A 21,922-nucleotide genomic window follows, 5' to 3' on the forward strand; every position below is an offset into this window, starting at 1 on the left:
CACCTCTCCTGGCAGCGCGGGAGCCTCGCGCGTGGCGCACACCACCGGCGTCACCAGGTCACTGACCGCGCCGCAAGACCTCAGCGGACGTTCAGGCGTCCGCGCGGCGGGCCAACAGGACCGAGTCCTCGGCCTCGACCGGTCCACCGTCCCGCTTGAGCGTACGGGTGCGTTGCTCCACGACGACGGGCTCGAAGTCGTCCGGCAGACCGGGGAGGAGTTCCGCGGCCAGGAACATCGCCTTGCGGTGGCTCTCGGAGAGCTGCGTGAACTCGTGGGACGGCGCATGCCCGACCACCAGGAGCGACCCGCCCGGGGCGACGGCTGCGGCGAGCCGGCGGGTCACGTCGACCATGCCGCCGTCGGGGGCGTGCAGGTAGTGGGTGGTGACCAGGTCGTACGAGCGGTCACCGGCATCGAAGGTCCTTGCGTCCACCCGCCACCAGTCGACGCGGTCGGCCACACCGGCCTGCTCGGCGTGGCCGGCGGCGCGGGCCAGGCCCTCTGCCGAGAAGTCGGCGCCGGTCACACGCCAGCCCTGACCGGCCAGCCAGACGACGTCACCGCCCTCTCCGCATCCGACGTCCAGTGCCGTGCCAGGGGTGAGGTCACCGGCGGTAGCGACGAGTTGCGGATTGGGATCGCCGCTCCAGAACCGCTCCTGCCCCGCGTACCGCTCGTCCCAAGCCGCCGGCTCGAACATTTCGGCCGCTGCCTTCTCGTCGTGCTCGCCGCTTCGGCCGTGCTCATGGTGACCTGACACCGGATGCCTCCCATTGCTCGTGATGCTTTGCCTCGCCGCCCCGCTGATCAGCCATCCCTGACTGGCGTGCGGGCGCGCTGTCGATGGTGCTCGGCGCCGCGCCGATTCGCACACGAAGTTGCCGGACCGGCAAAACGGCCGAATTTCGAGGCGCACCTACGGTGTCAGTCCGGAGCTTCGGTCGAGGCGATCGCGGGGCTGAACTCGGCGCGCCCAAAACGCTCCTGCAGAGGGCGATGACCGGACGGGCGAGACGATCCGGGCCCGTTGGATGAGAGCGCCATCGGGCTCTTCCCAGCGGCCCGGCAAGCAGGGACGTAACTCCGCGGGTGCTGCGCCGACCGCCGGAGACGGGCACGACCCGCAAGAGCGCTTCGGTGACCGGGGCTGCCAGAGGACGGGGCGCGTCAGCGCACGCCTGCCGTGTCGAGCAGCGTGGTCACCGTGGGTGCGATGAGCCCGGTCAGGTTGTCGGCCTGGATTCCCGCGCGGGCACTGGCGCCGTCGAAGACCAGGATGAGCTGGCGGGACAGCAGGACGGGATCGCTCGCGCCACCCTGTTCGGCCTCGGAACGGAAAAAGCCTGTCAGGTCCGCCTTGATCCGGTGGGCCACCTTGCTCGCGGGGTGACCCTGATTCTTGAGTTCGATCTGCACAGCCAGGTATCGGCAGCCCCGGAACTCTGGGAGACCCGCTTGCGACTCCACCCGCTCGAAGACGTGCAGGATCCGCTCGCGGGGCGAGCGGCCGTCGTCCGCGGGCGGCAGGAGCGCGGCCACGAAGTCAGCGGCGCGTTCCTCCAGGCTCGCGGCCAGCAGTTCGTCCTTGCTCTCGAACAGCTGGTACATGGAGCGCTTGGACACCCCCGCCGCCTTGCACAGCGCCTCGACACCGATGCCGACACCGTTTCGGTAGGTGAGCGTGGCCGCCGCCTCCAGCAGCCGCTCTCTGGGACTCGGCTTCACTTTGGTGGTCATGCTGTGAGGTTAACTCGAATCGGACGAAAATAAAACCGATCGGTTTCCAGGAGGGCAGACGCGGCGCCGTCCCGGGTGAGCCGTATGGATTTCGCCAGGCCGGGCCGCGGTCTTCTCGGGCTCAGTCTCGGCCGGGATGCGGTGCAGCCCCTTGCGGTCGTACCAGCCGGTCATACCGAAGCCGAAGAGGGCGGCCAGTGCGAGGCCGACGGCCATCGTCACCCAGACCTGGGTCAGGCCGGCGTCGCCCTGTGCGTCGTAGCTCGGACTCCGCCAGGAAGCGGGCATGGAAGGGCGGTGCCCTCGGCGCCGGCGGCGTTCCGCCACCAGAAGCGCGTGTCGGTGTCGAAGGTCGCGAGACACGGACTCGGCAAGGATGCGGGCATCTGGTCGGTGACGAAGCGGCGCGCTGGCCGGCGAAGCAGTGGGTGACGACCACCTCGCACACGGCGGCCAGGCTCGTGATCGTGCCCAAGGACCGGGTGAATGCGTCGATGCGGGCCAGACCTCCAAGAGCCCGAGAGCCTGGGCCTGGAGTGCAGTGGAGAACGCCGCCGCACTCAGGCCGTGGTGCCCGACCGGCCTGCGAAGGTGCGGGAGAGGACCTGCGCGGGCATAAGCCCATCACTATCGGCCGGTTCCCCGAACACCTCACTGACGAGCCGAGGTCAGGGTCGCTGTGACCTGGTCACCGCGGGGCCTCCGCACCGGCCCGGTCGGGAAGCAGGGCGAGGAGCTGATTCGTGTGGCCGGGCAGTTCTGCCTCCGCCAGTCCGGTGACGATGTCGCGCAGCGACATGGGCTGATCGACCAGGAGGGTGTCGTTGGACAGGAGCAGTGCCGGCGCTACGGTACTGAGCTCGGCGTCGCTGAGCGCCGCACCTCCGGCGAGTGCACACAGGGCGGTCGCCTGGTCGTTGATGCGGTCCCGCAGCCCGGCGTTGCCGCCGGCGTGCGCGATGGTTCGCTCGATGGTCCAGGCGTCGAGGGCGATCCGGTTGTCGTACGTCGTGTTGCCCCCCGCTGCGACCCCTGCGACGGAGGCGATGGTGGCGGCGCTGATGAGAGAGACGTGCGCGAGGATCTGGTCGGCGTTCCACTCGCCTTCCGGCGGGGCGGGGTTGGGGTCGTCGGCGTTGGCCACCGTGGCGGCTGCGTCCAGCAGTGTGCGGTAGGCGTCCTGGAGTGGGGCGGTGTCCAGCATGTCTTGCACCTCTCTGTGCGAGCGTATGCCGAATGAACCGGAGGCGGAAAGTCGCGGCTCAGGTGTGGGCGCGGGTCATCTCCCAGGGCGCCTGCGGCAGGACCTCGCCGGTCTCCAGCATCGACTTGAGGTTGGCGAGCACGGCCGGCCAGCCGGCCGAGATGCCGCCCAGCATCTCCTGATTGGGGAGGTTCTCGTGGGTCACGGTGAGGCGGACGATGTCCTGATGCGGTTCGACGAGAAACGTGACGACGGACGGCTTTCCCGGCGATTCGGCATCGGGGGCGTCGTCAAAGGTGATGACCAGCCGGGTCGGGGGCTCTGCCTTCAGGACACGGCCCACCACGTCAATCTTGCCTGACCCGTCGACTCGCCGGTGTTCCCAGGCCGAGCCCGGCTGCCAGTCGGAGACGTTGGCGTGGCCCCAGTAGCGCGCCGTCAGGTCGGCGTCCGTCAGGGCTTGCCACACCTGCTCCGCACTGGCGCGGATGTAGGTGACGTATACGTAGTCCGGCACCGGTGTGGTTGCGTTGGTCATGGCGTACTCCTCTGCCTGGTGCTTGATGGCGCTGATCGCTTGCAGGCGGGGCTTGTCGAAGCCGGAGATCCAGCGCTCCTCGAGCTCGTGGATCGGGGCCGGGTTGAGATAGTGCACCCGCTCCCGGCCACGCCGTACCACGGTGACGAGGTTGGCCCGCACGAGGATGTCCAGGTGCTGTGTCGCCGACTGGCGTGCCATGCCGAGGCGCTCGCACAGTTCGCGCAGAGTCTGCCCGTTCTGCTCGCGCAGCCGGTCGAGCAGGAGCCGCCGGGTGGGATCGGCCAGCGCCTTGAACACCGAGTCCATCGCTGCTGCTTCTAGGCTCACATTCATCATTATGCAGGTATTCACCTGCCTATTGTCAAGGGCGAACGGTCGGGGGGCAGGGCGCCAGTCGATCAGGGGGAAGGTGCGCGGGGTGAGTCCTCACTCATTGACGGAGTGAGGACTCACTCCGTCGTCTCCTGGTCATGACAGCACCCAACGAGAAACAGACCACCCGCCGCCGCGCCCCGCCATGTCGCCGGAGCAGCGGCGCACGATGATCATCCCAGACCGCGATCCCGCTGAACGGGGTGACCGCGAACACCAAGTACGCCGCCAACAGCACCACTTCGACCGTGCGGGAGGGTGTCAGTACTCGGCCCTGCACCGTGAACGGTGACCTCGCCAGCGACATGACCGGTCGGCATCGGCCAGTCGCCCAGGAGTCGGGACGGATCGCGACCCGGGACCGGACGGGTCGTTGCTGCATCGGCCGGTTACGAGGAGGTCATTCCCCGACGCCGTGCGCGAGGAGACTCTCGGCGGTATCCGCGATGGTGTCCTCGATGGGACGTGCCCGCCACCCGAGGAGACGCTCGGCCTTGGCGCTTGTGGCGTCGAGATCCCGGCCGAGCTGATGCCTGAGCAGTCGTAGTTCCGGGTTCACTGCGCCCAGGGCACGTGCGAGCCATACGGGCAGTTCGCGGGCCGGGGCCTTGGCGGCGCGCTCACCGAGGCGGTCGCGCAGAATGCGCGCGATCTCGACGACGCGCAGGCTGTGCCCGGCGACCGCGAGGAAGCGCTCGCCGGCGGCTGCCGGATCGGTCATCGCGCGCAGGTGCAGATCCGCGACGTCGCGCACGTCGACGAAGCCCATACCGAAGGGAGGACATGCAGGAACCCGTCCCTCGAGCATTCTGCGGACCAGACGCAGGGATGGCGGGTCGTCGGGGCCGAGCAGCGGTCCGAGGACCCCCACGGGATGGACCGCCGTCAGTTCCAGTCCGTCACCTTCTTCTTCGACGAACCGCCAGGCGGCGCGTTCGGCGAGCGTCTTGGACCGTTGGTAGGGCGGGATGTCGCTGTCGACGTCGGTCCAGTCCTCCTCGGTGAACGGCGTCGAGCGCCGGGGGTGTCCGATCCCGATGGCACCGAAGGCGCTCGTCAGAACGACCCGGCGCACGCCGGCGTCGCGGGAGGCACGCAGCACCCGCAAGACGCCTTCCCGTGCGGGGACCACCAGCTCGTCGTCGTTCGCCGGCGTATGGCGCAGGGTCGGCGAGGCGACGTGAAGGACGAAGTCGCAGCGGGCGACGGCGTCGTCCCAGCCGTCGGGGTGTTCGAGGTCGGCGCGTACGACCGTGAGACGGTCGTCGTCGAACGGTGCGGCCGCCTGAAGCCAGGAGCGCAGTGCCGGCTCGCGCCGCGGGTCGCGGACGGTGGTGCGGACAGTGTGCCCGGCATCGAGCAGAGTCAGGACGCACCAGCTCCCGATGAATCCTGTCCCTCCGGTGACCAGTACCTGTGCCATTTCGTGTCTCCTCAGCTCGCGAGTCGTGCGTCAAGAGGGGGCAGTCGGCCCGTCGTATGCCGCCGCTGGGCGGCGGCCACGCTGCTTCCGAGGAGGGCGTGGCCGATCATGATCGGGTAGATGACGGCTCGCTCGAACATGCCGACGTTCCACATCCAGGCGGTGAACACGTCGGCCATGAAGAGGGGGAACGCGATGAGGCCCGCGGTGCCGAGTGCGATGCTCGCGATCGACCGGCCCCTGCCGAGACCGATACCTGCTCCGCCGGTTCCGACGACTATCGCCATGACGTTGCCGGCGAGCATGACGCCCTGCGCACCGAAGGTGTGGAACGCGATCAGGCCGTTGCCGACGTTGGCATTGGAGCCCTGGAAGATGCCGACGAGCGAGACCCCGGCGCCGGCGAGCACGGCGAGGATCAGGATGACGACCGGGCGGACGCCCTTGCGCGGGTCGAACAGGAGGAACGCGCCGACGATCAGGAGGGTGCCGTAGAGCACCCAGCCGATGTCCATGACGGCACCGAGGGGTGAGTTCGCTGCCTGCCCGAACGCGGTCTGTGGCGGACCGGTCAGGCCCAGGTGACTGACCCAGTTGTAGAGGGGTGAGTAGGGCGGGTCCTGCCAGGCGGCGGCGGTGATGAATTCGGCGAGCCAGGACACGAGCGGGCCGAGGAGGATGAGGAGCGCTCCGGCGCGGGCGGCCGCGCCGGAGCGGACGATGGGGCTCACGCCAGGGCCATGCCGGGGACACGCTTGCGGATGGCCTCCAGCTCGGCCTCGTCGGAGATGCCCTGCCAGTCGTAGCGGGGGGTGTACGGGGTTTCCAGGGCGCGTACGTCGTCGTCGGTGAGCTCGATGTCGAGGGAGGCCACGGCCTCGTCGATCTGCTGGATCGAGCCCGCGCCGACCAGGGGTGCGGTCACGACCGGCTGGCGGCGCAGCCAGGCGAGCGCGATCTGCGCACGGCTGACGTCGTGGGCGTCGGCGACCTGGCCGACCGCGTCGATGATCGCGTGGTTGGACGCCTCCTGTGCGGGCGAGTAGAGCAGGTCGGCGTAGGCCCCGTCCGTCTCGGAACGCGCCGTCGAGCGGGCGTCGTCCCAGCCCCGGGCGAGGCGGCCGCGGGCCAGCGGCGACCAGATGATCGTGCCGACGCCCTCGTCCAGGCACAGCGGGATCATCTCCCGCTCCTCCTCGCGGGCGAGCAGGTTGTAGTGGTTCTGCATGGACACGAACCGCGCCCAGCCGTGCTGCTTCTGGAGGTTCAGCGCCTTGGCGAACTCCCATGCGTGCATGGAGGAGGCGCCGAGATAGCGGACTTTGCCGGCCTTCACGAGGTCGCTGAGCGCCTCGAGTGTCTCTTCCCACGGGGTCGCGTGGTCGTTGCGGTGGATCTGGTAGAGGTCGATGTAGTCCGTACCCAAGCGGCGCAGCGAATGGTCGACCTCGGTCATGATCGCCTTGCGCGACAGGCCGCGGCCGTTGGGTCCCAGCCGCATCGGATGGCGCAGCTTGGTGGCGATCACCACGGCGTCGCGGTCGGCGTAGTCCTTGAGTGCGCGGCCAAGGATTTCCTCGCTGGAACCGTTGGAGTACATGTTGGCGGTGTCGAAGAAGTTGATGCCCGTCTCCAGCGCGTGCTTGATGAGCGGGCGTGCGTCCTCCTCGCCCTTCGACCAGACGGGGTGGCCGCGGTCGGGCTCGCCGTAAGTCATCGCGCCGATCGCGATCGGGGACACGTCGAGGCCGGTCATGCCGAGCTTGATGTATTGCATGACGCTCCTTAAAGTATGTGGAGAGCTCTCCGCATAACGTAGTGGAGAGGTCTCCACTTAGCAAGGTGAGGTCCCGTGGTCCGTTCAGACGCTCTTGAGAACAGGGCGCGCATCCTCGCTGCCGCCCGCGAAGCGCTCACAGCCGACGGCAACACGTCGATGAACCAGATCGCCCAGCGGGCCGGAGTCGGCGCCGGCACCCTTTACCGCAACTTCCCGACACGCGAGGCGCTGGTCCTGGCCGTCTACCAGGACGAGGTCGCCCGCATCATCGGTACCGTGCCCGACCTGCTGGAGGGGATGCCGCCACTGGAAGCGCTCCGCCACTGGACGACCGATCTGGTCGATGCCATGCGCAGAAAGCACGGCCTCGGCGACGCCCTCAGCCCGGGCGCGCACCAGGCGATCAGCGAACAGAGCTACGGTCCGGTCGTCGCCGCGATCACCGAGATCCTCGACGCCGGGAAGAAGGACGGAAGCATCCGCGTGGACGCCGATCCCGGCGACTTCCTCCAACTCACCGGCGCTCTCTGGCGCGCCGCTTCCAGCCCCGTAGACCGGGCTCCCCGCATGCTCGCGCTCATCCTGGACGGACTCCGCACATCCCGGTAGGCGCCGTGCGCCCTTCGTGCTGGTGGCCAGCCACGGGCAGCGACTGACGGGAGGGGGAGTCGCCGTCCGGTACGGCGCGTTCTGGGCCCGGTGTTCGCCGCGGAGGTGCTCCAGCGGGCGCGCCACACGTGCCCGTGGACGACAACGCCTACCGGCTCCGCAGGGGCCTCCGCCAGTTACAGATCCCGAGCAACTTCCCTCAGTACGCCGCCCCTCCGGGAATCGAAAGCAGTGCCTCAGCTTGAGGTGGGGCGGGCCCTCGCGGTGTCATGGAGGCGGATGTCGGTGAAGGCACGGTGGTCATGAGTCAGAGTGGTTCGCAAGCGGCAGCATTCTTCCGAGACGTGCACCAGAGCAGAGTGGTCTGGCTTGTCCGGGACGACGACGGATGCCCGACTTCCCTCTCCGCGGACGGCACGCGGAGTCTTCCCTTCTGGTCGACCTCGGCCCGCGCCCAGAGGGCGGCGAAGATCTGGGGGAATGGACTATGGGTCGAATCCATGCCCCTCGACGACTGGCGCGCACGCGAACTGCCTGATGTCGCCCGGGAGGGACTCATGGTCGGCATCAACTGGAGCGGGCCGCGCCTCGTCGGCTGGTGCTTCACTCCGATGGAAGTCCTCAACCGACTGGCAGGGCTGACCAGTTCGGGGGAGACAGCGGGACAGGACTGACTCAACGGTGCCACGGTTGCCCAGCTCATGGGCGCTGTGTCGGCGAAGTGGCAAATCCGGGTTCTTTGGGTCAGGTGCGTCCGAGCGGGAGGCTGGCAACGAAGGTGTGCGCGGTCCGGGCCGCGTTGGCTCGCCGGTCGTTGTCGGCAGCGCGTCGGGCGAACGGCATTCGGTGGACGTCAAAGCTCGACGAGCGCGGACTTTCTACCTCAAGCGCCTCCTGCGACGTGTGCGGTATTGCCGGCCCTGACTGACGAGCTGACCTGACCCCACCCCACACCTCGTGCTGCGGGGACAAGCCTGCCATGCACACCGCGCGACCTCGGGCTAGCGCTTGCCAACGGTGTACGTCAGGTGGGTCACCCGGGACGATGCGTCTGCCCGGGTCTGTTCGAGGGCGATGCGGTCGGGGTCCACGCGGTCGAACAGGCGGATGCCGGTGCCGAACAGCACCGGCGCCAGCGTGATCGAGAACTCGTGGATCAGGCCGTTGTCCAGGTACGCCTGGATCGTCTCGGCGCCGCCCGCGATGCGGACGTCGCGGTCGCCGGCTGCCTCGCGGGCCTGGTCGAGGGCGCTCTCGATGCCGTCGTTGACGAAGTGGAAGGTGGTGCCGCCCGGCCGCTCCCACGGGTCACGTCCGGTGCGGGTGACGACGAACACCGGGGTGTGGAACGGCGCCTCCTCCGGCCATGCCTGCTCACCGGCGTCGAACATGTGCTTGCCCATGACGCTCGCGCCGGTGCGTTCATGTGTCGCCCGTGCGATGTCGTTGTCGAGTCCTTCCTCGCCGCCCTCGCCGAGCTTGAGGTTCTCCCGGAACCACCGCTGCGGGAACGCCCACGCCTGCAGTTCCGCCCACTTCGACATCCAGCGCCGGACGCTGGGGTCGTCCTGCTTCTCGGGCGAGAAGACGTCCTCGACGGCCACGGGTTCGGGTGCCATGAAGCCGTCGAGCGACATCGTCACGCTGAAGAACACCTTCCCGGCCATCAGCTCTCCGCTCCCTTCGGAGTGGTCTCGTGGTGGGCGGTGTCGTTCCGGGTGAGCTCGGCGACGTAGGCCGCCAGGTTGCTCAGGGTCTGCTCGCCGCCCTCGACCGCGTGGTACTTCTCCACCGCCTCGTCGCGGAGTTCCTTGGTGCGGAACACCGTGCGCATCACGATCCGGGTCTCCTCGCCGTCCGGCTCGAAGGCCAGGACCGACTCGAAGGCGTTGGGGTCGTCGCGGGACTCGCCGTGCAGCAGCGCGATCCGCTGCGGTGGGACGATCTCCCGCCAGGTGATCCACTCCTGGTAGTCGGTCCCGTCGGGCCCGTGCATCACGAAGTCCCAGGCTCCGCCGACGCGGAACTCGAAGGACCGCGTCGTGGTGGTGAACCCTTCCGGTCCCCACCAGCGCGACAGGTGCCGGACCTGCGTGAACGCCTCGAACACCAGCTCCCGTGGGGCGCCGATGGCCCGGGAGATCACGATCTCGCGGTCCGCGGTCGCGCGGTCGGGGTCAGCGCCGCTACTGGTCGTCGTCATCCGCTGGTTCCTCCTGCCTTGCCTGTTTCAGATCTCGCACGTACTCGTCCAGCCGGTCGAAGCTCTCGCTCCAGAACCGCTCGAAGCCGCCCACCCACTCGTGGACCGGCCGCAGTCCGGTGGCATCCAGGCCGTACAGCCGCTGCTTGCCCACCCCGCGGACCCGCACCAGCCCTACCTCCCGGAGGACCCGCAGGTGCTTGGACGCCTGCGGCTGGGTCATCCCCAGGTCCCGCGCCAGGTCGGTCACCGGCCGTTCGCCGCCCCGCAGCAGTACCAGGATCTCCCGCCGCTGCGGTTCGGCGATCGCGTTGAACGCGTCCGAGGTCGTCGCCGCTCGTGCCATGACGTCATCATATGCCTATATCGGCATGCGTCAACGCTCCGTAGACCGGCCATGTCAGGTAGGACACCGGACATCCGGCCGGCTCGGCACTGAGCGGGGCCTCGCCGACGAGGCCGCTCCCCCGAGCCGCGCCTACCGGGTGCGCGATGCCGACACCCGCGCCGCCCCCTCCGACGCGACCCTGTCGGCCACCACCCGGCGCCGCCGTACCGGAATGCCCATCGTCGGGTTGGCGACGCTCCAGGCCGCACCCTTGCAGACCAGCTCCTTGTAGCGGGCCGCGAAGCGACCGGTCAGGGCGTGGTCGACGGAGCGGTCGTCGGCGGTGACGAACTGGATCAGCCCCTCCTTGCGGCCGAGAGAGATGCACTGGTTGAAGTAGCGCAGCGGGGCGTGCGGCAGCTTGCCGCCGGTCAGGCGGGCGGCGATGGAGTCGGCGGCCTGCCAGGCCATGGGGGTACCAGAGGCGCAGGACATGCGCAGCGGCTTGTCTCCGGCGCCCAGTGCATGGCCGGCGTCGCCGATCGCGTACACGTCCGGGTGCGAGACCGAGCGCATCGTCGCGTCGACCACGATGCGGCCGGTGTCCGCGAGTTCGAGGCTGGTGGCCGCGGCCAGCGGGTGCACGGTGAAGCCCGTGGTCCAGACGGTGACGGCAGCCGGGAGATTCCGGCCGTCCGCGGTTGTGACCTGGTCCGCCTCGACCGCGGTCACCGCGGCGTTCTCATGCACCGTGATGCCGAGCCTGTCGATGACGTTGCGCAGGTGCGTGCGACCCTTCGGGGAGAGCCAGTCGCCCAGTCCTGCGCGCGTGACGAGCGCGATGTCGAGGTCTGGGCGGGCCTCGGCCACTTCTGTCGCGAACTCCAGGCCGGTCAGGCCGCCACCCACGACGAGGACCGTCTCACCGTCAGCGAGCCGGCTCAGGCGCTCGCGCAGCCTGAGCGCGCCGGGGCGGCTCGCGATCTGGTGGGCGTGGTCGGCGACGCCGGGGACGCCGTTGTCGTTGCCGCCGCTGCCGAGGGCGTAGACGAGGGTGTCGTACGGCAGTTCCGCCGTCCCCTCGGCGCTCTCCACTACGACCGTCTTGCGGTCCACGTCGACCGACGTCACCTTCGCGAGCTTCAGCTCGACTCCCGTGCCCGCGAACACCTCGCGCAGCGGGCGCGGCTTCAGCTCCTGGCCCACGGCCAGCTGGTGCATCCGGACCCGCTCGACGAAGTCGGGCTCTGCGTTGACGAGGGTGATGGCGACGTCCTGACGACGCAGCCGCTTGGCGAGTCGGCCTGCCGCGATCGCTCCGGAGTAGCCGGCGCCGAGAACGATGATCCGGTGCTGCATTTCCCTGCTCCTGTCTGCGCGGGTCCGGTGCCTTCTGGCCCGGTCACGCCCCTTGAACCGGGCAGCACGCCGATTCCTGACAGGAGGAATGAGTGACCCACGTCACACAAGGAGTCAGAGGGCTTCGGTCACGACCGGAGGACCGAAATCGCCCGCCGCCCAACGCTGCGTCGCCCGCTCGAGCTTGTCCGGATTGACCTGGCTGCGGACAGCGACGATGCCCTCCTGCGTCCGCTCCAGGCACATGATGCCGAAGACCCGCCCCCCGACCACCGCGACGACCGCAGGGCCGCCGTTGACCGTGGCGGCGTAGAGGTCGGGGGAACCGCCGGCCAGGTCCCGCTTGGCCGGGGCCGGCTTGAACAGCCCGCGCAGGAACTTCGCCACCGCACGTGCGCCCTCGAAGGCACTGGCCCGGGCCGGCACCTTTCCGCCGCCGTCGCCCACCGCGACGGCGTCCGAGGTGAGCAGCTCGATCAACGGCTGTGTCTCACCGCTGGTCGCCGCAGCGAGGAACTCCTCGACGATCCGGCGCACGGCCGCCTCGTCGATCTCGACCCGCGCCCCGCCCTGCGCCACATGCTTCTTCGCGCGATGGAAGATCTGCTGACTGGCCGCCTCGCTCAGGTCCAGGATCTCGGCGATCTCCCGGTGGGAGTACGCGAATGCCTCGCGAAGCACATACACCGCCCGCTCGTTGGGCGAGAGCCGCTCCAAAAGGACCATCACGGCGTACGACACCGACTCGCGCTGTTCGACCGTCTCCGCCGGGCCCAGCATCGGGTCCCCTTCGAGCAATGGTTCGGGCAGCCACTGGCCGACGTAGGTCTCGCGACGCGCACGGGCCGACGTGAGTTGGTTGAGGCAGAGGTTGGTGAGCACCTTGGTCAGCCATGCCTCGGGCACCTCGATGCGCTCGACATCGGCGGCCTGCCAACGCAGATATGTCTCCTGTACGGCGTCCTCGGCCTCGCTCGCCGACCCGAGCATGCGGTAGGCGATGGCCTCGAGACGCGGCCTGGCCGCCTCGAACCGATCCACGTCACTGAAGGTCAGGGCCATGCCGGGATCCTAACCGGAGCTGTGCGCGCTTTCACTGCCACCGTACGGCCGCGGGACGGGCAGATCCACAGGGCTGCGAGGCAGCGGCGTTCACCGGCTTCGGTCGGCATCGATGTGGTGCTGTGATTCCCCGGTGGCAATCCGGCCCCGGACGCACCGGACATGGCAGCCATGACCTCGGCCCAACTGACAGCAGAAGCTGCACGCAGGGAACAGTTGGCTCCGCTTGTCCGTATCATCTCTACGCCAAGGCATTCTGCGGCAGTTACGGCATCCGCGCTGCCAGTGCAGCTCATGCTGCCCGGTTCAGCGTCGCGCTCCGCCTCTGCGTGACGGCCGCACACCGAGGAAAGGCCAGCATCATGTCCGAGAGCATGACCGACACCATGGGACTGACACACCAGTACAGCACCCAAGTAGCCGCCGATCTCGAGACCAACCTCAAGGAGCAGGAACGCATCAATGGGGACATCGCTGCCCTGCAGCAGCAGTTGGCCGCCCTGCAGCATGACCACAGTGTGCTGGTGAACATCCAGCAGGCACTCGGCGTCACACAGTCGACCAAGGAGTCCACGCCCTCGGCCGAGACCGCCACGGTGCCGGCTGCCCGGCAGAAGACCAAGAGCGCACCGCGCAGCAAGCAGACCGCACGGAAGACCACCGTTGCACAGGAACGCACGACGGCCAGGAAGTCCACCGCCAAGTCCGAGACGAAGACGTCCCAGCCCACTTTGGTGGAGCTCATCCGTCAGCACCTGACCGAGCAGGACGAACCGCGCTCCGCAGCGGAAATCTCCACCGCGCTCGGCCAGGCCCATCCGCAGCGCGACATCAAGACCAAGGTCGTTCGTGTCACCCTTGAGGGGCTTGTGGCCAGGAGCCAGGCCCAGCGCACCAAGCAGGGTTCGTCCGTCTACTACACCGCACCGGAAGCGGAGACCACGCCACCGGCCGAGGCGCAGCCCGAAGACAGCGCGAGCTGAAGGTACACACCGCGCAGCAGGCAAGGGCATGCACTACAGGTATGGGCCGAAGCCCGGTCCATTACCGGTGGGGACAGCCCGCACCATGCATCGTGAAGGCTGGTTGCGCCAGGCACAGCGGTCTCCTTGATACCTCCGCCGGCTGGAAGCTCACCGCGGCCAAGGGCGAGCCGCTGAGCATCGCGGTCGTCGCCGGCGACAGCCACATGTCGGTGCCGCCGCCTACACCTGGCGGACGGGGCTCCGGGCGACCACGTCGTACCCGGACGTGCCGGAGCCGTCGATCGCCCAAGGCGGGCCCTCGCAGCGGTCCACTGCCGGGACGAACACAGCCGTCCGGTCGTGGACCGGCCGCTTACCTGCCAGGGCCGTCCCCGAATTCGCGGAGCACGGGCCCCTGCCCCGGCTGGAGCACAAGGCTCACGAACGGAACTCGACCACGAAGGTGTTCCGGGCTGGTCGAGCAGCCAATTCCCGCTCGACCAGCCCGACGCGACACGAGGCGTTGACTCAGCAGCCCGTGGCGTTGTAATTCCAGAACGCGGACCTGGTCTGCGGTCCGGCGATCCCGTCAGCCGTTCCGGCGTTCTCGCCAACGGCGTTCAGGAAATTCTGCAGCGCCCTGATCGTATTGGTTCCGACGATCCCGTCGACGGTACCGGCGTTGTAGCCCCAGGCGTTGAGCATCCTCTGGGCCGCCTTCCAGCTGTTGGTGCCCAGCTGTCCGTCCTCGGTACCGGCGTTGAAGCCCCAAGCGTTCAGGCAGCTCTGCCAGTTCTTGGCCCGGGCCGTGTCCAGGCCGAGGTTGTTCACTGCCAGGGGGGAGACACGCTCGCTGCTGACCGCGGGCTTGGTGACCGGCTGGGAGGCCGCCACGCTCGCACTCGCACCCGCAAGGCCGCCGGCGGCGATGCCGACGACGGCGCTCGTGGCGACGAGTGCCCTGGCCAGAGAAGATCGCATTGTTTCCTCTTTTCGATTCGACAACGAAGGCGTTGACGCGACCGCCCGGATCGGGCTTTCCGCGCCGCCGCCAGCGTGCCAGGGTCGTGCGCCCAAATCTCCCGAGAATTCGATGCACTTTTTCGTATGACTCAATCCACGCCAAATTTCAGTAACCCTCCGCACGAAAATCAGTCAGAGAGTCCGTGAATTTCGGCCGATACTCACGCAGTGGGCATTGAGGGGGACTGGAGTCGGCCGCCGTCAGCCGGGAACGCGTTCAGGGCGTGAGCATCCGGTCCTGCTCCAGTGGAGGTGTTCCGTCGTACCAGGGCAGAGCCTTTCCGAAGCGGACCAACTCGCCGTACAGGCCGGGCTCAACGTGATCGGCGAAGACCAGGTCGAGTACGGCCGCGGCAGCCTGGGCCGGTGACTGCGCACCGCTGTAGTCGCTGAACCAGGGGCGTGACGTTGCGGTGTCGACCATGCCGGGACACACAGACGCGATCAGCGTGCCGGTGGCCAGGTCACGGTCGCGTCGCTCGGCGGCCAGGGCGCGGACGGCGGCGACCTGAGCGACCTTGGAGGGCACGTTCAACCAGACAGGCCAGCCTGCCTCCTGCGCGGTCTTGTGATGGATGGCGCTGCGCCACGACTCGACGGCGTCCTCGACCTGCTCCAGGCTCGCCCCGTCGAACAAGTGGTGCAGCCGCGGGTCGAGATGGCCCAGGGTGCCCAGACTGCTGGCCACGACGAGGAGCCGACCGCCGGGGCGAAGGACAGGGCCGAAGGACCTCAGGATCGCGTGCGTGGCGGTGTTGGAGACGTCGATGAACTCGTCCGCCCGCTCGGCCTGTGACTCCTCGGGCAACAGGCGGGCTACGGCGTTGGAGATGACGACGTCGACTCCTCCGTGCCGGGCGCGGAGGCTCTCGGCGAGGCGGGCGATGGCGTCGGTGTCCGTGACGTCCAGGACACGGCCCTCCACGCGGGCATGTGTGCCGGGCAACAGGGCGACCTCGCGGGCGGCGTCGGCCACGCGTTGATGGTTGCGGCCGGTGAGGAGGACCAGGTCGTCCTGGTGCAGGCGTGCCGCCAGCCCTTCGACCAGGGCACGGCCGAGTCCTTGGTTGGCGCCCGTGACAAGGGCAATGTGTGAGGCGTTCATGCATGCCACGCTAGGAAGCCCATGCCCATGAGTCCAACGAGAGTTCGGCACGGCTAGTATGCGCAAACGTCATGGACTTCTCGGATGTGTCACTCACCGCCCTGCGCGTCTTCCGCGCCGTCGCCGAGCAGGGAACCTTCACCGCGGCCGCCGCGTCGCTGGGATACACCCAGTCCGCGGTCTCCCGGCAGATCGCCGCGATCGAACGGGCCGCAGGCGCGGAGCTGCTGGAGCGGCGACGCGAAGGGGTACGGCTCACCGCGGCCGGCCGCGTCGTCATGCGCCGCGCGACGGTCGTGATCGACGAGATCGACGCGACGGCGCGTGAGCTGTCCGGCCTGCCGGAGCAGTCCGGCACGGTCCGCCTGGGCTGGTTCCCCAGCGCCGGCGCCGTGCTGGTGCCCCACGCCCTGGCCGGGCTGCGCCGCACGGATCCCGGCCTTCAGGTCGTCGGCCGGGAGGGCAGCACCCCGGCGCTGGTACGGGCACTGCGGGCCGGCAGCCTCGATCTCGCCCTGCTCGCCTCGGCGCCCCCGTTCCGGCCGCCGGACGCCGAGTCACCACCACTCGTACTGCAGACTCTCTCCGAACGCGCCCTCTGCCTGGCGGTGCCCGCCACCCACCCGCTGGCCCGCGGCGACTTCGTCGACGTGGCTGACCTGCGCGGGCAACGGTGGATCGCGGGCTCCTCCTCGGGCGAGGACCGGCTGATGGGAGTGTGGCCGGGCCTGGACGAGCGACCGGACATCGCCCATACCGCCCGCGACTGGCTCGCCAAGCTCCAACTGGTCGCCGCAGGCTGCGGACTGACCACCGTGCCCGCCGTACTCGCCTCCGCCGCGCCACCCAGCGTCCGCGTCCTGCTCGTCCGCGGCGGCCCCCAGGAACAGCGACGCCTGCTGCTGGCCCGTCTCCCCCACCCGCCGACCGACCCGAGCATCCGCGTGGCCGCCGCCCTCCGCGCGTCGGCCCTCGACGCCGACACACCCGCTCCCTCGACGCCCCCCTCGTGACGACGCAGCGAGCACATACGACCGTACGCGCCCGACAGGCGGGGCCCGCAAGGCAGTTCAGGTGCGGTCGGGTACCGACACGGGCATCCTCGGCGCGCCGCCCTGGTAGAACAGTGACCGGTGGGTGCCCAGGAGCGCGAACGCAAGGTGTACCGGCCGCTGCGGCGGGCCGGCCTCGAGGTGATCCCGAACGGCGTGCCGGACGGCACGATGCCGTTCGTCTTGGGATACCGCGACGAGGACATCGTCGGCGGCTTCTCTCACCCGTACGACACCCCACGGCTCGTCGAGCGTCTCAACGAGGAGTGGTACGACCTCGCGGTCTCGTCGGGTCTTCTCGACCACCGGCGCGAGTTCCTCGTCCAGCTTCCGCAGGGCACGCGCACGCATCGGGCGTCCCTGCAGAACATGCACAGTGGCCGCCGTACCGCGTCCTGGACCCGGGTCCGGCTCCTGAACCGCTGGGACATCATGGGCCGGGGCGCAGCATCGGCGTTCCTCGGCATACACGCGGGCCACCCGGGCTTCGCCATGATGGCTCTCGACGGCAGTGTGTACGTCAGCGCCTCAACGGGCGAGATCGGCGTCGATGTGATCGCGGTGGGCCACCCGGAGGGCTCGGAGAACATCCTGCAGTTCCTGGAATGGTTCGCGCTCCGGGACAGTCCCTACTCCGGCCGGGAGCTGCAGAAGCGGATCGCCGTATGGCTCGCGGGCCGCACATCAAGTGCTGCCAGCCGTTCGGACCGATGACGACGCAACCCGTTTGTCGAGACCAGGGTGCCGTGCAACGACCGGAACCGATCGGGTCGCTACTGATCTCAGCCTGCCAGAACTGAGCAGTTCGCTTCGCGGCAGTCCGGCCGTCGGTACGGCGTCAGTCCGCCGTCTGTGCCGGACCCTCCGTGACCTTCCGCAGCAGTGGTCTGCTGCCAGTGATCGCGGCAAGCATGGCCAGCGTGCCGACGGCCAGGCAGATCACCAGTTGCACGGCACCGGAGGTGTTGATCGTGGTGCCGGCCGCCTTGTTGAGCTGCATGGCGCCGAAGGCACCCATGGCGGTGGTACCGCCTGCCAGGACGACAAGCGGGATGACGGTCTCGCGGATCCGGGCCCCGTCCAGCACGTGAAGCGGGGTGCCGGCCAGCCGCAGCAGGCCGTACATCCGGCGTCGGTCGAGGACGTTCGCGGCGGCCGTCAGACCGGCCGAGGCGGCTGCGACGAGGAAGCTCAGCACCAGGGTGGCAGTGCTGACGGTGGCGACGCGGGCAACGACTATGTCGTCCGACGCGGACACGTACTCCTGTGTGAACGGGTAGCGGCCCGATCCGAGGCGGGTGAGCGCGGTGACGCCGGTGTCGATACGGGCCTGCCCGCCGGAGACGTGGGCTATGACGCCGTCGGCACCGCCGAGCAGGCTGTCGTAGTCGTCCTCGTCCGTGACGGTGACGGTCGCGGTGACGCCGGCCTGCCGCAGGAGCGTACGGGCCTGGGCGGCGGTGTGCCGGGCGTCGGCGGCGTTCGCGGTGACCACACCGACCTGGTCGGCGTGGCTGGGACCGTCGAAGTCCAGCGTACTGACGGAAAAGAACCCTGCCACGAATCCGGCGAGGACCAAGCCGCTGACGGTGCGCCAGACCGCGCGCGGGTCGTCGCTGAGCCGGCGCGCGGCCAACAACGTGGCCGGGCGCTTGGCGCAGCGGCCCACGATTCGGCCCAACCGGTCCACGACCCAGGGGCCGAACAGCCAGAACGCGCCGTAGAAGAGCGCCAGCAGGGCCACCAATTGCCGGGGCTTGAGCTGCCCCCCATCGCCCGTGGTCGCCCAGATGTAGCCCAGGACCGCGACGAACAGCAGCAGACGGATCACGCGGGTGCGGCGCGGGTCGGCCTGCTGGGCGACGCCCAGGGGCGAGGTGGCCACCTGGCGCAGCGTAGTCACCGCGCTGACGGTGATCAGGGCGGTGATGGCCAGCACCACGGCCGCCAGCCAGGGCAGCCCCACCCACAGTTGACCGGTGTACCAGGCGCCGACGCCGTACGGAACTTCGGCGAGCGCGGGCAGCAGTGCCGTGTAGGCGAGCGCGCCGGCCATCGCCCCGGCCGCGCCGACTCCCGCCGCCTCGACGGCGGTCATGGCGAGGATCTGCCGCGGCGTCGCCCCGGCCAACCGCAGTGCGGCCAGCCGCTGTTCACGCCGGGCCGCGCCGAGCCGCCCCGCCGCCGAGGCCAGCACGACGACCGGCATGACGAGCAGCACCGCGCCCAGCAGCACCGTCCCCTGGTCGATGCCGGTGAACACGCTGGCCTTGGTGCCGGAGAACCCGGAGACCCCCGCGCGCTTCGTCAGCCCGTCGTCGTAGTAGTTCTGCTCCCCTGCCGCCTCGGAGACGGCCACGTCGCCGGGCGCCCGTCCGATCACCGCGACCAACTCGTCGGGCGAGGCGAGACCGGCGGCGCCGATCATGCCGTATGAGCTCACCTTCGGGAAGCGGTCGGCGAGTTGGGCGGCGGGGAGCTTGTGCAGCAGTTCGGCCAGGGTGGGAGAGACGTACACCTGACCCTGTTTCGGGAAGTGGCTCAGGCCGGGTGGCGCGGGGGTCTGTCCACGGCCGGGCAATCGGGCCAGGTTCACGACGGTCACGGGTTCCTGGCGTACGTATGTCGTGGTCGTGGCCTGGACCGCCGTCGCTTCCCCGGCCGACACGGCGTCTGGGGTGCGCCACTTGGTGTGGTCGGCGCGAGCGCCCGCGCCGAGGGCGGCGGCAATCATCAGCAGCAGGAGAAACGAGCCGACGGCGGCGGCACCGGCCGCGAGCAGCTGGGACTGGAGGCCGCGGCGGCCGGAAGATCTGGCGAGGTGCCAGGCCAGGGGCACGACGGGGGAACGCATGGCAGCTACCTCCTGGGGAGATCAGACAACGGTGTACTGGGAGTGACCACCGATGCGGCCGTCGCGGACCTGAAGGATCCGGTCGCAGTGCGCGGCCATGTCGGCATCATGGGTGACCATCACCAGGGCGGCGCCCGTCTCCCGGGTGGCGGAGGTGAGCAGCTGGACCACCTCCGTGCTGGTGCGCTGGTCCAGGGCGCCGGTGGGCTCGTCGGCGAAGACCACGTCCGGCTCGGCGGCCAGGGCGCGGGCGATGGCGACACGCTGTGCCTGGCCGCCGGAGAGCTGACCGGGACGACGGAGCTCCAACCCGTCCAGGCCCAGCGGCGTGAACCAGCGGCGGGCACGGGCGACGGCCTCTCCGCGTGGCATGCCCTCCAGCATCAGCGGCAGCGCGACGTTCTCCTCGGCGGGCAGCTCCGGCAGCAGCTGGCCGAACTGGAACACGAACCCGAACCGCTTGCGGCGCAGTGCGCTGAGCTTGTTCTCGCCCAGATTGTCGATGCGCTCACCGCGCAGCAGCACCTGGCCGTCGTCGGGTCGAATGATTCCGGCAAGGGTGTGCAGCATTGTGGACTTGCCGGACCCGGACGGGCCCATGATCGCCAGCGAGTCGCGCTCGTGGACCTCCACGTCCACCCCGGCCAGGGCGGTGGTGAAACCGTACTTCTTGACCAGGCCGTACCCGGCCAGAACGGTGCTCACGGTGTCTCGTCGCTCCTTCTCAGCGCTCGAACTTCCAGGTGACGCTCTTGGCGTCGGCCTTCGTCACCCGGACCGGTATCTCGACGCTCCCGCCGCCGCTCTTTTCGCCGGTGCAGGTAAGGGTGGCTCCGGCCACGGCCTTGAGCCCGGTCGGGCAGGTGACAGCGGAGACCTTGTCGCCGACCCAGGGCAGCGGGTGGAACTTGCTCTCGGTGCGCCCGGCGACGACATTCGCCGCGAGCGCCTTGTGGCCGTCCACCGATGCCGTGCTGTACTCGTCCAGGCGACTGGTCGACTCGGTGCCGGCCAGCAGATGCGTACCGAGGCCGCCCAGCGCGACCAGCGCGGTCACGCCTCCGACGACGCCGACGAGGAACTTGCTGCGCTGCATCGCGTACTCCTGATGTCCGTGGTGAGGATGCGCATCCACCCTCGCCCGCAGGACCGGGCGCGCGCCTCGGCCGAACGGTCGGGATGGCGGGCGGACCCTCGGCCGTTCGGCCGATCCATGCTGCTGGTGCTCTGGCCTACGGTGATCGGCATGAAGGCTGCTTCCGCCCAGGCCGCGCCCACGGCCTCCCCGCATATGTCGCCGCCGTTGCTCTCTGTACGGGCTCGGACGGGACGAGTGTCCTGTCGACGGCACGTCCCATCTTGCAGACCCTGACCTGCCAACTCCCTTGGGCGGCAGTGGTCTCGGTGATCAGCCGGCGATCGCCGAGAGCGTCCCTGGTACCGCTGCAGCGGTGAGACCCAGGGAGCATGCAGGTATACCCCTGCGGGCGCATGGCGATCACCGGTGTGCGCCGGATGAGGGAGCAATACGTCAGCTGGGCGAGCGATGTGATGCTCCGTCAGCCACGGGACGCTGGAAAGGCGCCCGCAGGACACGGGCGTCATCCACGAGGAAGGACCGGTAATGAGTCGCACATCGTCAGCCTCCGCCCGTATCCGCGTCGCCTTAGGTGCCGCCGCCCTGATCGCCGTCGCCTGTACCGCCTCCGCCGCGGCCGCCGGCGGCCCGTCCGGGTCCGACGCCCCCGGCGGGTCCCGGGAAGCCGCGGCCCTCACCGGGTCCGCCAAGCTCTCCCGGACGCTCGGGGACGACATCACCTTCGCCTTCGACGCGCACCTCGCCGCCGAACACCGGATGGATCCGGCGAAGGCCACCGGGACCTTCCGCTTCAGTCACTATCTCGACGGGGAGGGTGCCTGGGCCAAGGGACGGATCGACTGTCTGGTGACCGGCGGGAAGGTCGCGGTGGCCACCGGTGTCATCACCGGCAGCGACCTGCCGGGAGCGAAGGGCAAGCGGGTGGGCTTCACCGTGCACGACATGGGCCGACACGACCGGTTGGGCTACAGCTGGGCCTCCGTGGGCAACCCGGTGGAGACCAAGGACCTGCCCAAGTGCGTGAGTTCGGCGCCGTTCGAGCGCGTGAAGAGCGGCACCGGTGACTTTCGGGTGTTGCCCTGGCAGCCGGACTTCGTCGAGTAAGGGGCGCACCGGGTCATCTTTCCGGCTGCCAAGGTGCGGGCTGCTGGTATGCGGGCACCGCAGCCGGGGCATCGGTCGCACGGACAGGCCGGCTGCCCA

General features: G+C 69.4%; 24 protein-coding genes. 6 read left to right on the forward strand and 18 right to left on the reverse strand.

Translation table 11 applies throughout. The annotated features are described in order from the left end of the window. Positions 1 to 91: 91 nt before the first annotated feature. From BFN33_RS23890 to BFN33_RS23920, 8 genes are all read right to left on the reverse strand, one after another. Positions 92 to 763 (reverse strand): bifunctional 2-polyprenyl-6-hydroxyphenol methylase/3-demethylubiquinol 3-O-methyltransferase UbiG, encoded by a 672-nt coding sequence (locus BFN33_RS23890; RefSeq protein WP_069762155.1) that lies wholly within the window; start codon positions 761 to 763, stop codon positions 92 to 94. A 407-nt stretch (positions 764 to 1,170) separates the two neighbouring features. After that, on the reverse strand, positions 1,171 to 1,740 hold the full coding sequence (locus BFN33_RS23895) for a TetR/AcrR family transcriptional regulator (protein ID WP_069762156.1): 570 nt from the start codon (positions 1,738 to 1,740) through the stop codon (positions 1,171 to 1,173). A 9-nt stretch (positions 1,741 to 1,749) separates the two neighbouring features. Then, positions 1,750 to 2,028 carry a hypothetical protein gene (locus BFN33_RS54525; RefSeq protein ID WP_079140984.1) on the reverse strand — a complete coding sequence of 93 codons (279 nt, stop codon included), beginning with the start codon at positions 2,026 to 2,028 and terminating at the stop codon, positions 1,750 to 1,752. 400 nt (positions 2,029 to 2,428) lie between these two features. Continuing rightward, positions 2,429 to 2,944: a hypothetical protein gene (locus BFN33_RS23900; protein ID WP_256122850.1), complete on the reverse strand. Its 516-nt coding sequence runs from the start codon at positions 2,942 to 2,944 to the stop codon at positions 2,429 to 2,431. Between the two features lie 58 nt (positions 2,945 to 3,002). Beyond that, positions 3,003 to 3,791, reverse strand: coding sequence for a metalloregulator ArsR/SmtB family transcription factor (locus tag BFN33_RS23905; RefSeq protein ID WP_069762158.1), 789 nt, complete (start codon positions 3,789 to 3,791; stop codon positions 3,003 to 3,005). 466 nt (positions 3,792 to 4,257) lie between these two features. Then, a complete protein-coding gene (locus BFN33_RS23910) occupies positions 4,258 to 5,280 on the reverse strand; it encodes an aldehyde reductase (protein ID WP_069762159.1) in 1,023 nt (340 codons plus the stop codon). Positions 5,281 to 5,291: 11 nt separating this feature from the next. Next, the gene (locus BFN33_RS50145) at positions 5,292 to 6,011 is read right to left on the reverse strand and encodes a DUF998 domain-containing protein (protein WP_079140985.1); all 720 of its coding nucleotides are present in this window, start codon (positions 6,009 to 6,011) and stop codon (positions 5,292 to 5,294) included. Beyond that, positions 6,008 to 7,057, reverse strand: coding sequence for an aldo/keto reductase (locus BFN33_RS23920; protein ID WP_069762160.1), 1,050 nt, complete (start codon positions 7,055 to 7,057; stop codon positions 6,008 to 6,010). The genes BFN33_RS50145 and BFN33_RS23920 overlap by 4 nt, the downstream gene beginning before the upstream one ends. Positions 7,058 to 7,132: 75 nt before the next feature. Here BFN33_RS23920 and BFN33_RS23925 point away from each other — a divergent pair, with 75 nt between their 5' ends. Together BFN33_RS23925 and BFN33_RS23930 are read left to right on the forward strand one after the other, a co-directional pair. Continuing rightward, positions 7,133 to 7,669, forward strand: coding sequence for a TetR/AcrR family transcriptional regulator (locus BFN33_RS23925; protein ID WP_069762161.1), 537 nt, complete (start codon positions 7,133 to 7,135; stop codon positions 7,667 to 7,669). Positions 7,670 to 7,971: 302 nt separating this feature from the next. Beyond that, positions 7,972 to 8,343 (forward strand): DUF2750 domain-containing protein, encoded by a 372-nt coding sequence (locus BFN33_RS23930; RefSeq protein WP_069762281.1) that lies wholly within the window; start codon positions 7,972 to 7,974, stop codon positions 8,341 to 8,343. A gap of 327 nt (positions 8,344 to 8,670) precedes the next feature. Here BFN33_RS23930 and BFN33_RS23935 read toward each other — a convergent pair whose 3' ends face one another. The 5 genes from BFN33_RS23935 to BFN33_RS23955 form a co-directional block, all read right to left on the reverse strand. Continuing rightward, positions 8,671 to 9,336, reverse strand: coding sequence for a dihydrofolate reductase family protein (locus BFN33_RS23935; RefSeq protein WP_069762162.1), 666 nt, complete (start codon positions 9,334 to 9,336; stop codon positions 8,671 to 8,673). Further along, positions 9,336 to 9,872 (reverse strand): SRPBCC family protein, encoded by a 537-nt coding sequence (locus tag BFN33_RS23940; RefSeq protein WP_069762163.1) that lies wholly within the window; start codon positions 9,870 to 9,872, stop codon positions 9,336 to 9,338. The genes BFN33_RS23935 and BFN33_RS23940 overlap by 1 nt, the downstream gene beginning before the upstream one ends. Further along, on the reverse strand, positions 9,856 to 10,218 hold the full coding sequence (locus BFN33_RS23945) for a helix-turn-helix transcriptional regulator (protein ID WP_069762164.1): 363 nt from the start codon (positions 10,216 to 10,218) through the stop codon (positions 9,856 to 9,858). Before BFN33_RS23945 ends, BFN33_RS23940 begins: the two co-directional genes overlap by 17 nt. 132 nt (positions 10,219 to 10,350) lie before the next feature. Then, positions 10,351 to 11,559, reverse strand: coding sequence for an NAD(P)/FAD-dependent oxidoreductase (locus BFN33_RS23950; RefSeq protein WP_069762165.1), 1,209 nt, complete (start codon positions 11,557 to 11,559; stop codon positions 10,351 to 10,353). A 114-nt stretch (positions 11,560 to 11,673) separates the two neighbouring features. Continuing rightward, on the reverse strand, positions 11,674 to 12,621 hold the full coding sequence (locus BFN33_RS23955) for an RNA polymerase sigma-70 factor (RefSeq protein ID WP_069762166.1): 948 nt from the start codon (positions 12,619 to 12,621) through the stop codon (positions 11,674 to 11,676). A 362-nt stretch (positions 12,622 to 12,983) separates the two neighbouring features. Here BFN33_RS23955 and BFN33_RS23960 point away from each other — a divergent pair, with 362 nt between their 5' ends. Next, complete coding sequence (locus tag BFN33_RS23960; RefSeq protein WP_069762167.1) at positions 12,984 to 13,604, forward strand: hypothetical protein; 621 nt, start codon at positions 12,984 to 12,986, stop codon at positions 13,602 to 13,604. A gap of 510 nt (positions 13,605 to 14,114) precedes the next feature. Here BFN33_RS23960 and BFN33_RS23965 read toward each other — a convergent pair. Next, positions 14,115 to 14,567: a peptidoglycan-binding protein gene (locus BFN33_RS23965; protein ID WP_069762168.1), complete on the reverse strand. Its 453-nt coding sequence runs from the start codon at positions 14,565 to 14,567 to the stop codon at positions 14,115 to 14,117. 259 nt (positions 14,568 to 14,826) lie between these two features. Continuing rightward, positions 14,827 to 15,714, reverse strand: a complete 888-nt coding sequence (locus BFN33_RS23970) for an SDR family oxidoreductase (protein ID WP_069762169.1) — start codon at positions 15,712 to 15,714, stop codon at positions 14,827 to 14,829. Between the two features lie 71 nt (positions 15,715 to 15,785). Here BFN33_RS23970 and BFN33_RS23975 point away from each other — a divergent pair, with 71 nt between their 5' ends. Next, entirely contained in the window at positions 15,786 to 16,727 is a 942-nt protein-coding gene (locus BFN33_RS23975) for a LysR family transcriptional regulator (protein WP_069762170.1), read from the forward strand. A 120-nt stretch (positions 16,728 to 16,847) separates the two neighbouring features. Next, positions 16,848 to 17,480: a hypothetical protein gene (locus tag BFN33_RS23980; protein WP_069762171.1), complete on the forward strand. Its 633-nt coding sequence runs from the start codon at positions 16,848 to 16,850 to the stop codon at positions 17,478 to 17,480. Positions 17,481 to 17,604: 124 nt separating this feature from the next. Here BFN33_RS23980 and BFN33_RS23985 read toward each other — a convergent pair whose 3' ends face one another. Genes BFN33_RS23985 through BFN33_RS23995 form a run of 3 tightly spaced genes read right to left on the reverse strand, consistent with a single transcriptional unit; the run spans position 17,605 to position 20,716 of the window. Then, on the reverse strand, positions 17,605 to 19,620 hold the full coding sequence (locus BFN33_RS23985; RefSeq protein WP_069762172.1) for an ABC transporter permease: 2,016 nt from the start codon (positions 19,618 to 19,620) through the stop codon (positions 17,605 to 17,607). Between the two features lie 21 nt (positions 19,621 to 19,641). Beyond that, positions 19,642 to 20,325 (reverse strand): ABC transporter ATP-binding protein, encoded by a 684-nt coding sequence (locus BFN33_RS23990; RefSeq protein WP_069762173.1) that lies wholly within the window; start codon positions 20,323 to 20,325, stop codon positions 19,642 to 19,644. Between the two features lie 19 nt (positions 20,326 to 20,344). Beyond that, entirely contained in the window at positions 20,345 to 20,716 is a 372-nt protein-coding gene (locus tag BFN33_RS23995; protein ID WP_069762174.1) for a DUF4333 domain-containing protein, read from the reverse strand. A 528-nt stretch (positions 20,717 to 21,244) separates the two neighbouring features. Between BFN33_RS23995 and BFN33_RS24000 the strand changes: the two genes are divergently transcribed. Then, the gene (locus BFN33_RS24000; protein ID WP_069762175.1) at positions 21,245 to 21,823 is read left to right on the forward strand and encodes a hypothetical protein; all 579 of its coding nucleotides are present in this window, start codon (positions 21,245 to 21,247) and stop codon (positions 21,821 to 21,823) included. Positions 21,824 to 21,922: the final 99 nt, after the last annotated feature.

The sequence above is a fragment of the Streptomyces sp. LUP47B genome, from assembly GCF_001746295.1.
Classification (GTDB): domain Bacteria; phylum Actinomycetota; class Actinomycetes; order Streptomycetales; family Streptomycetaceae; genus Streptomyces.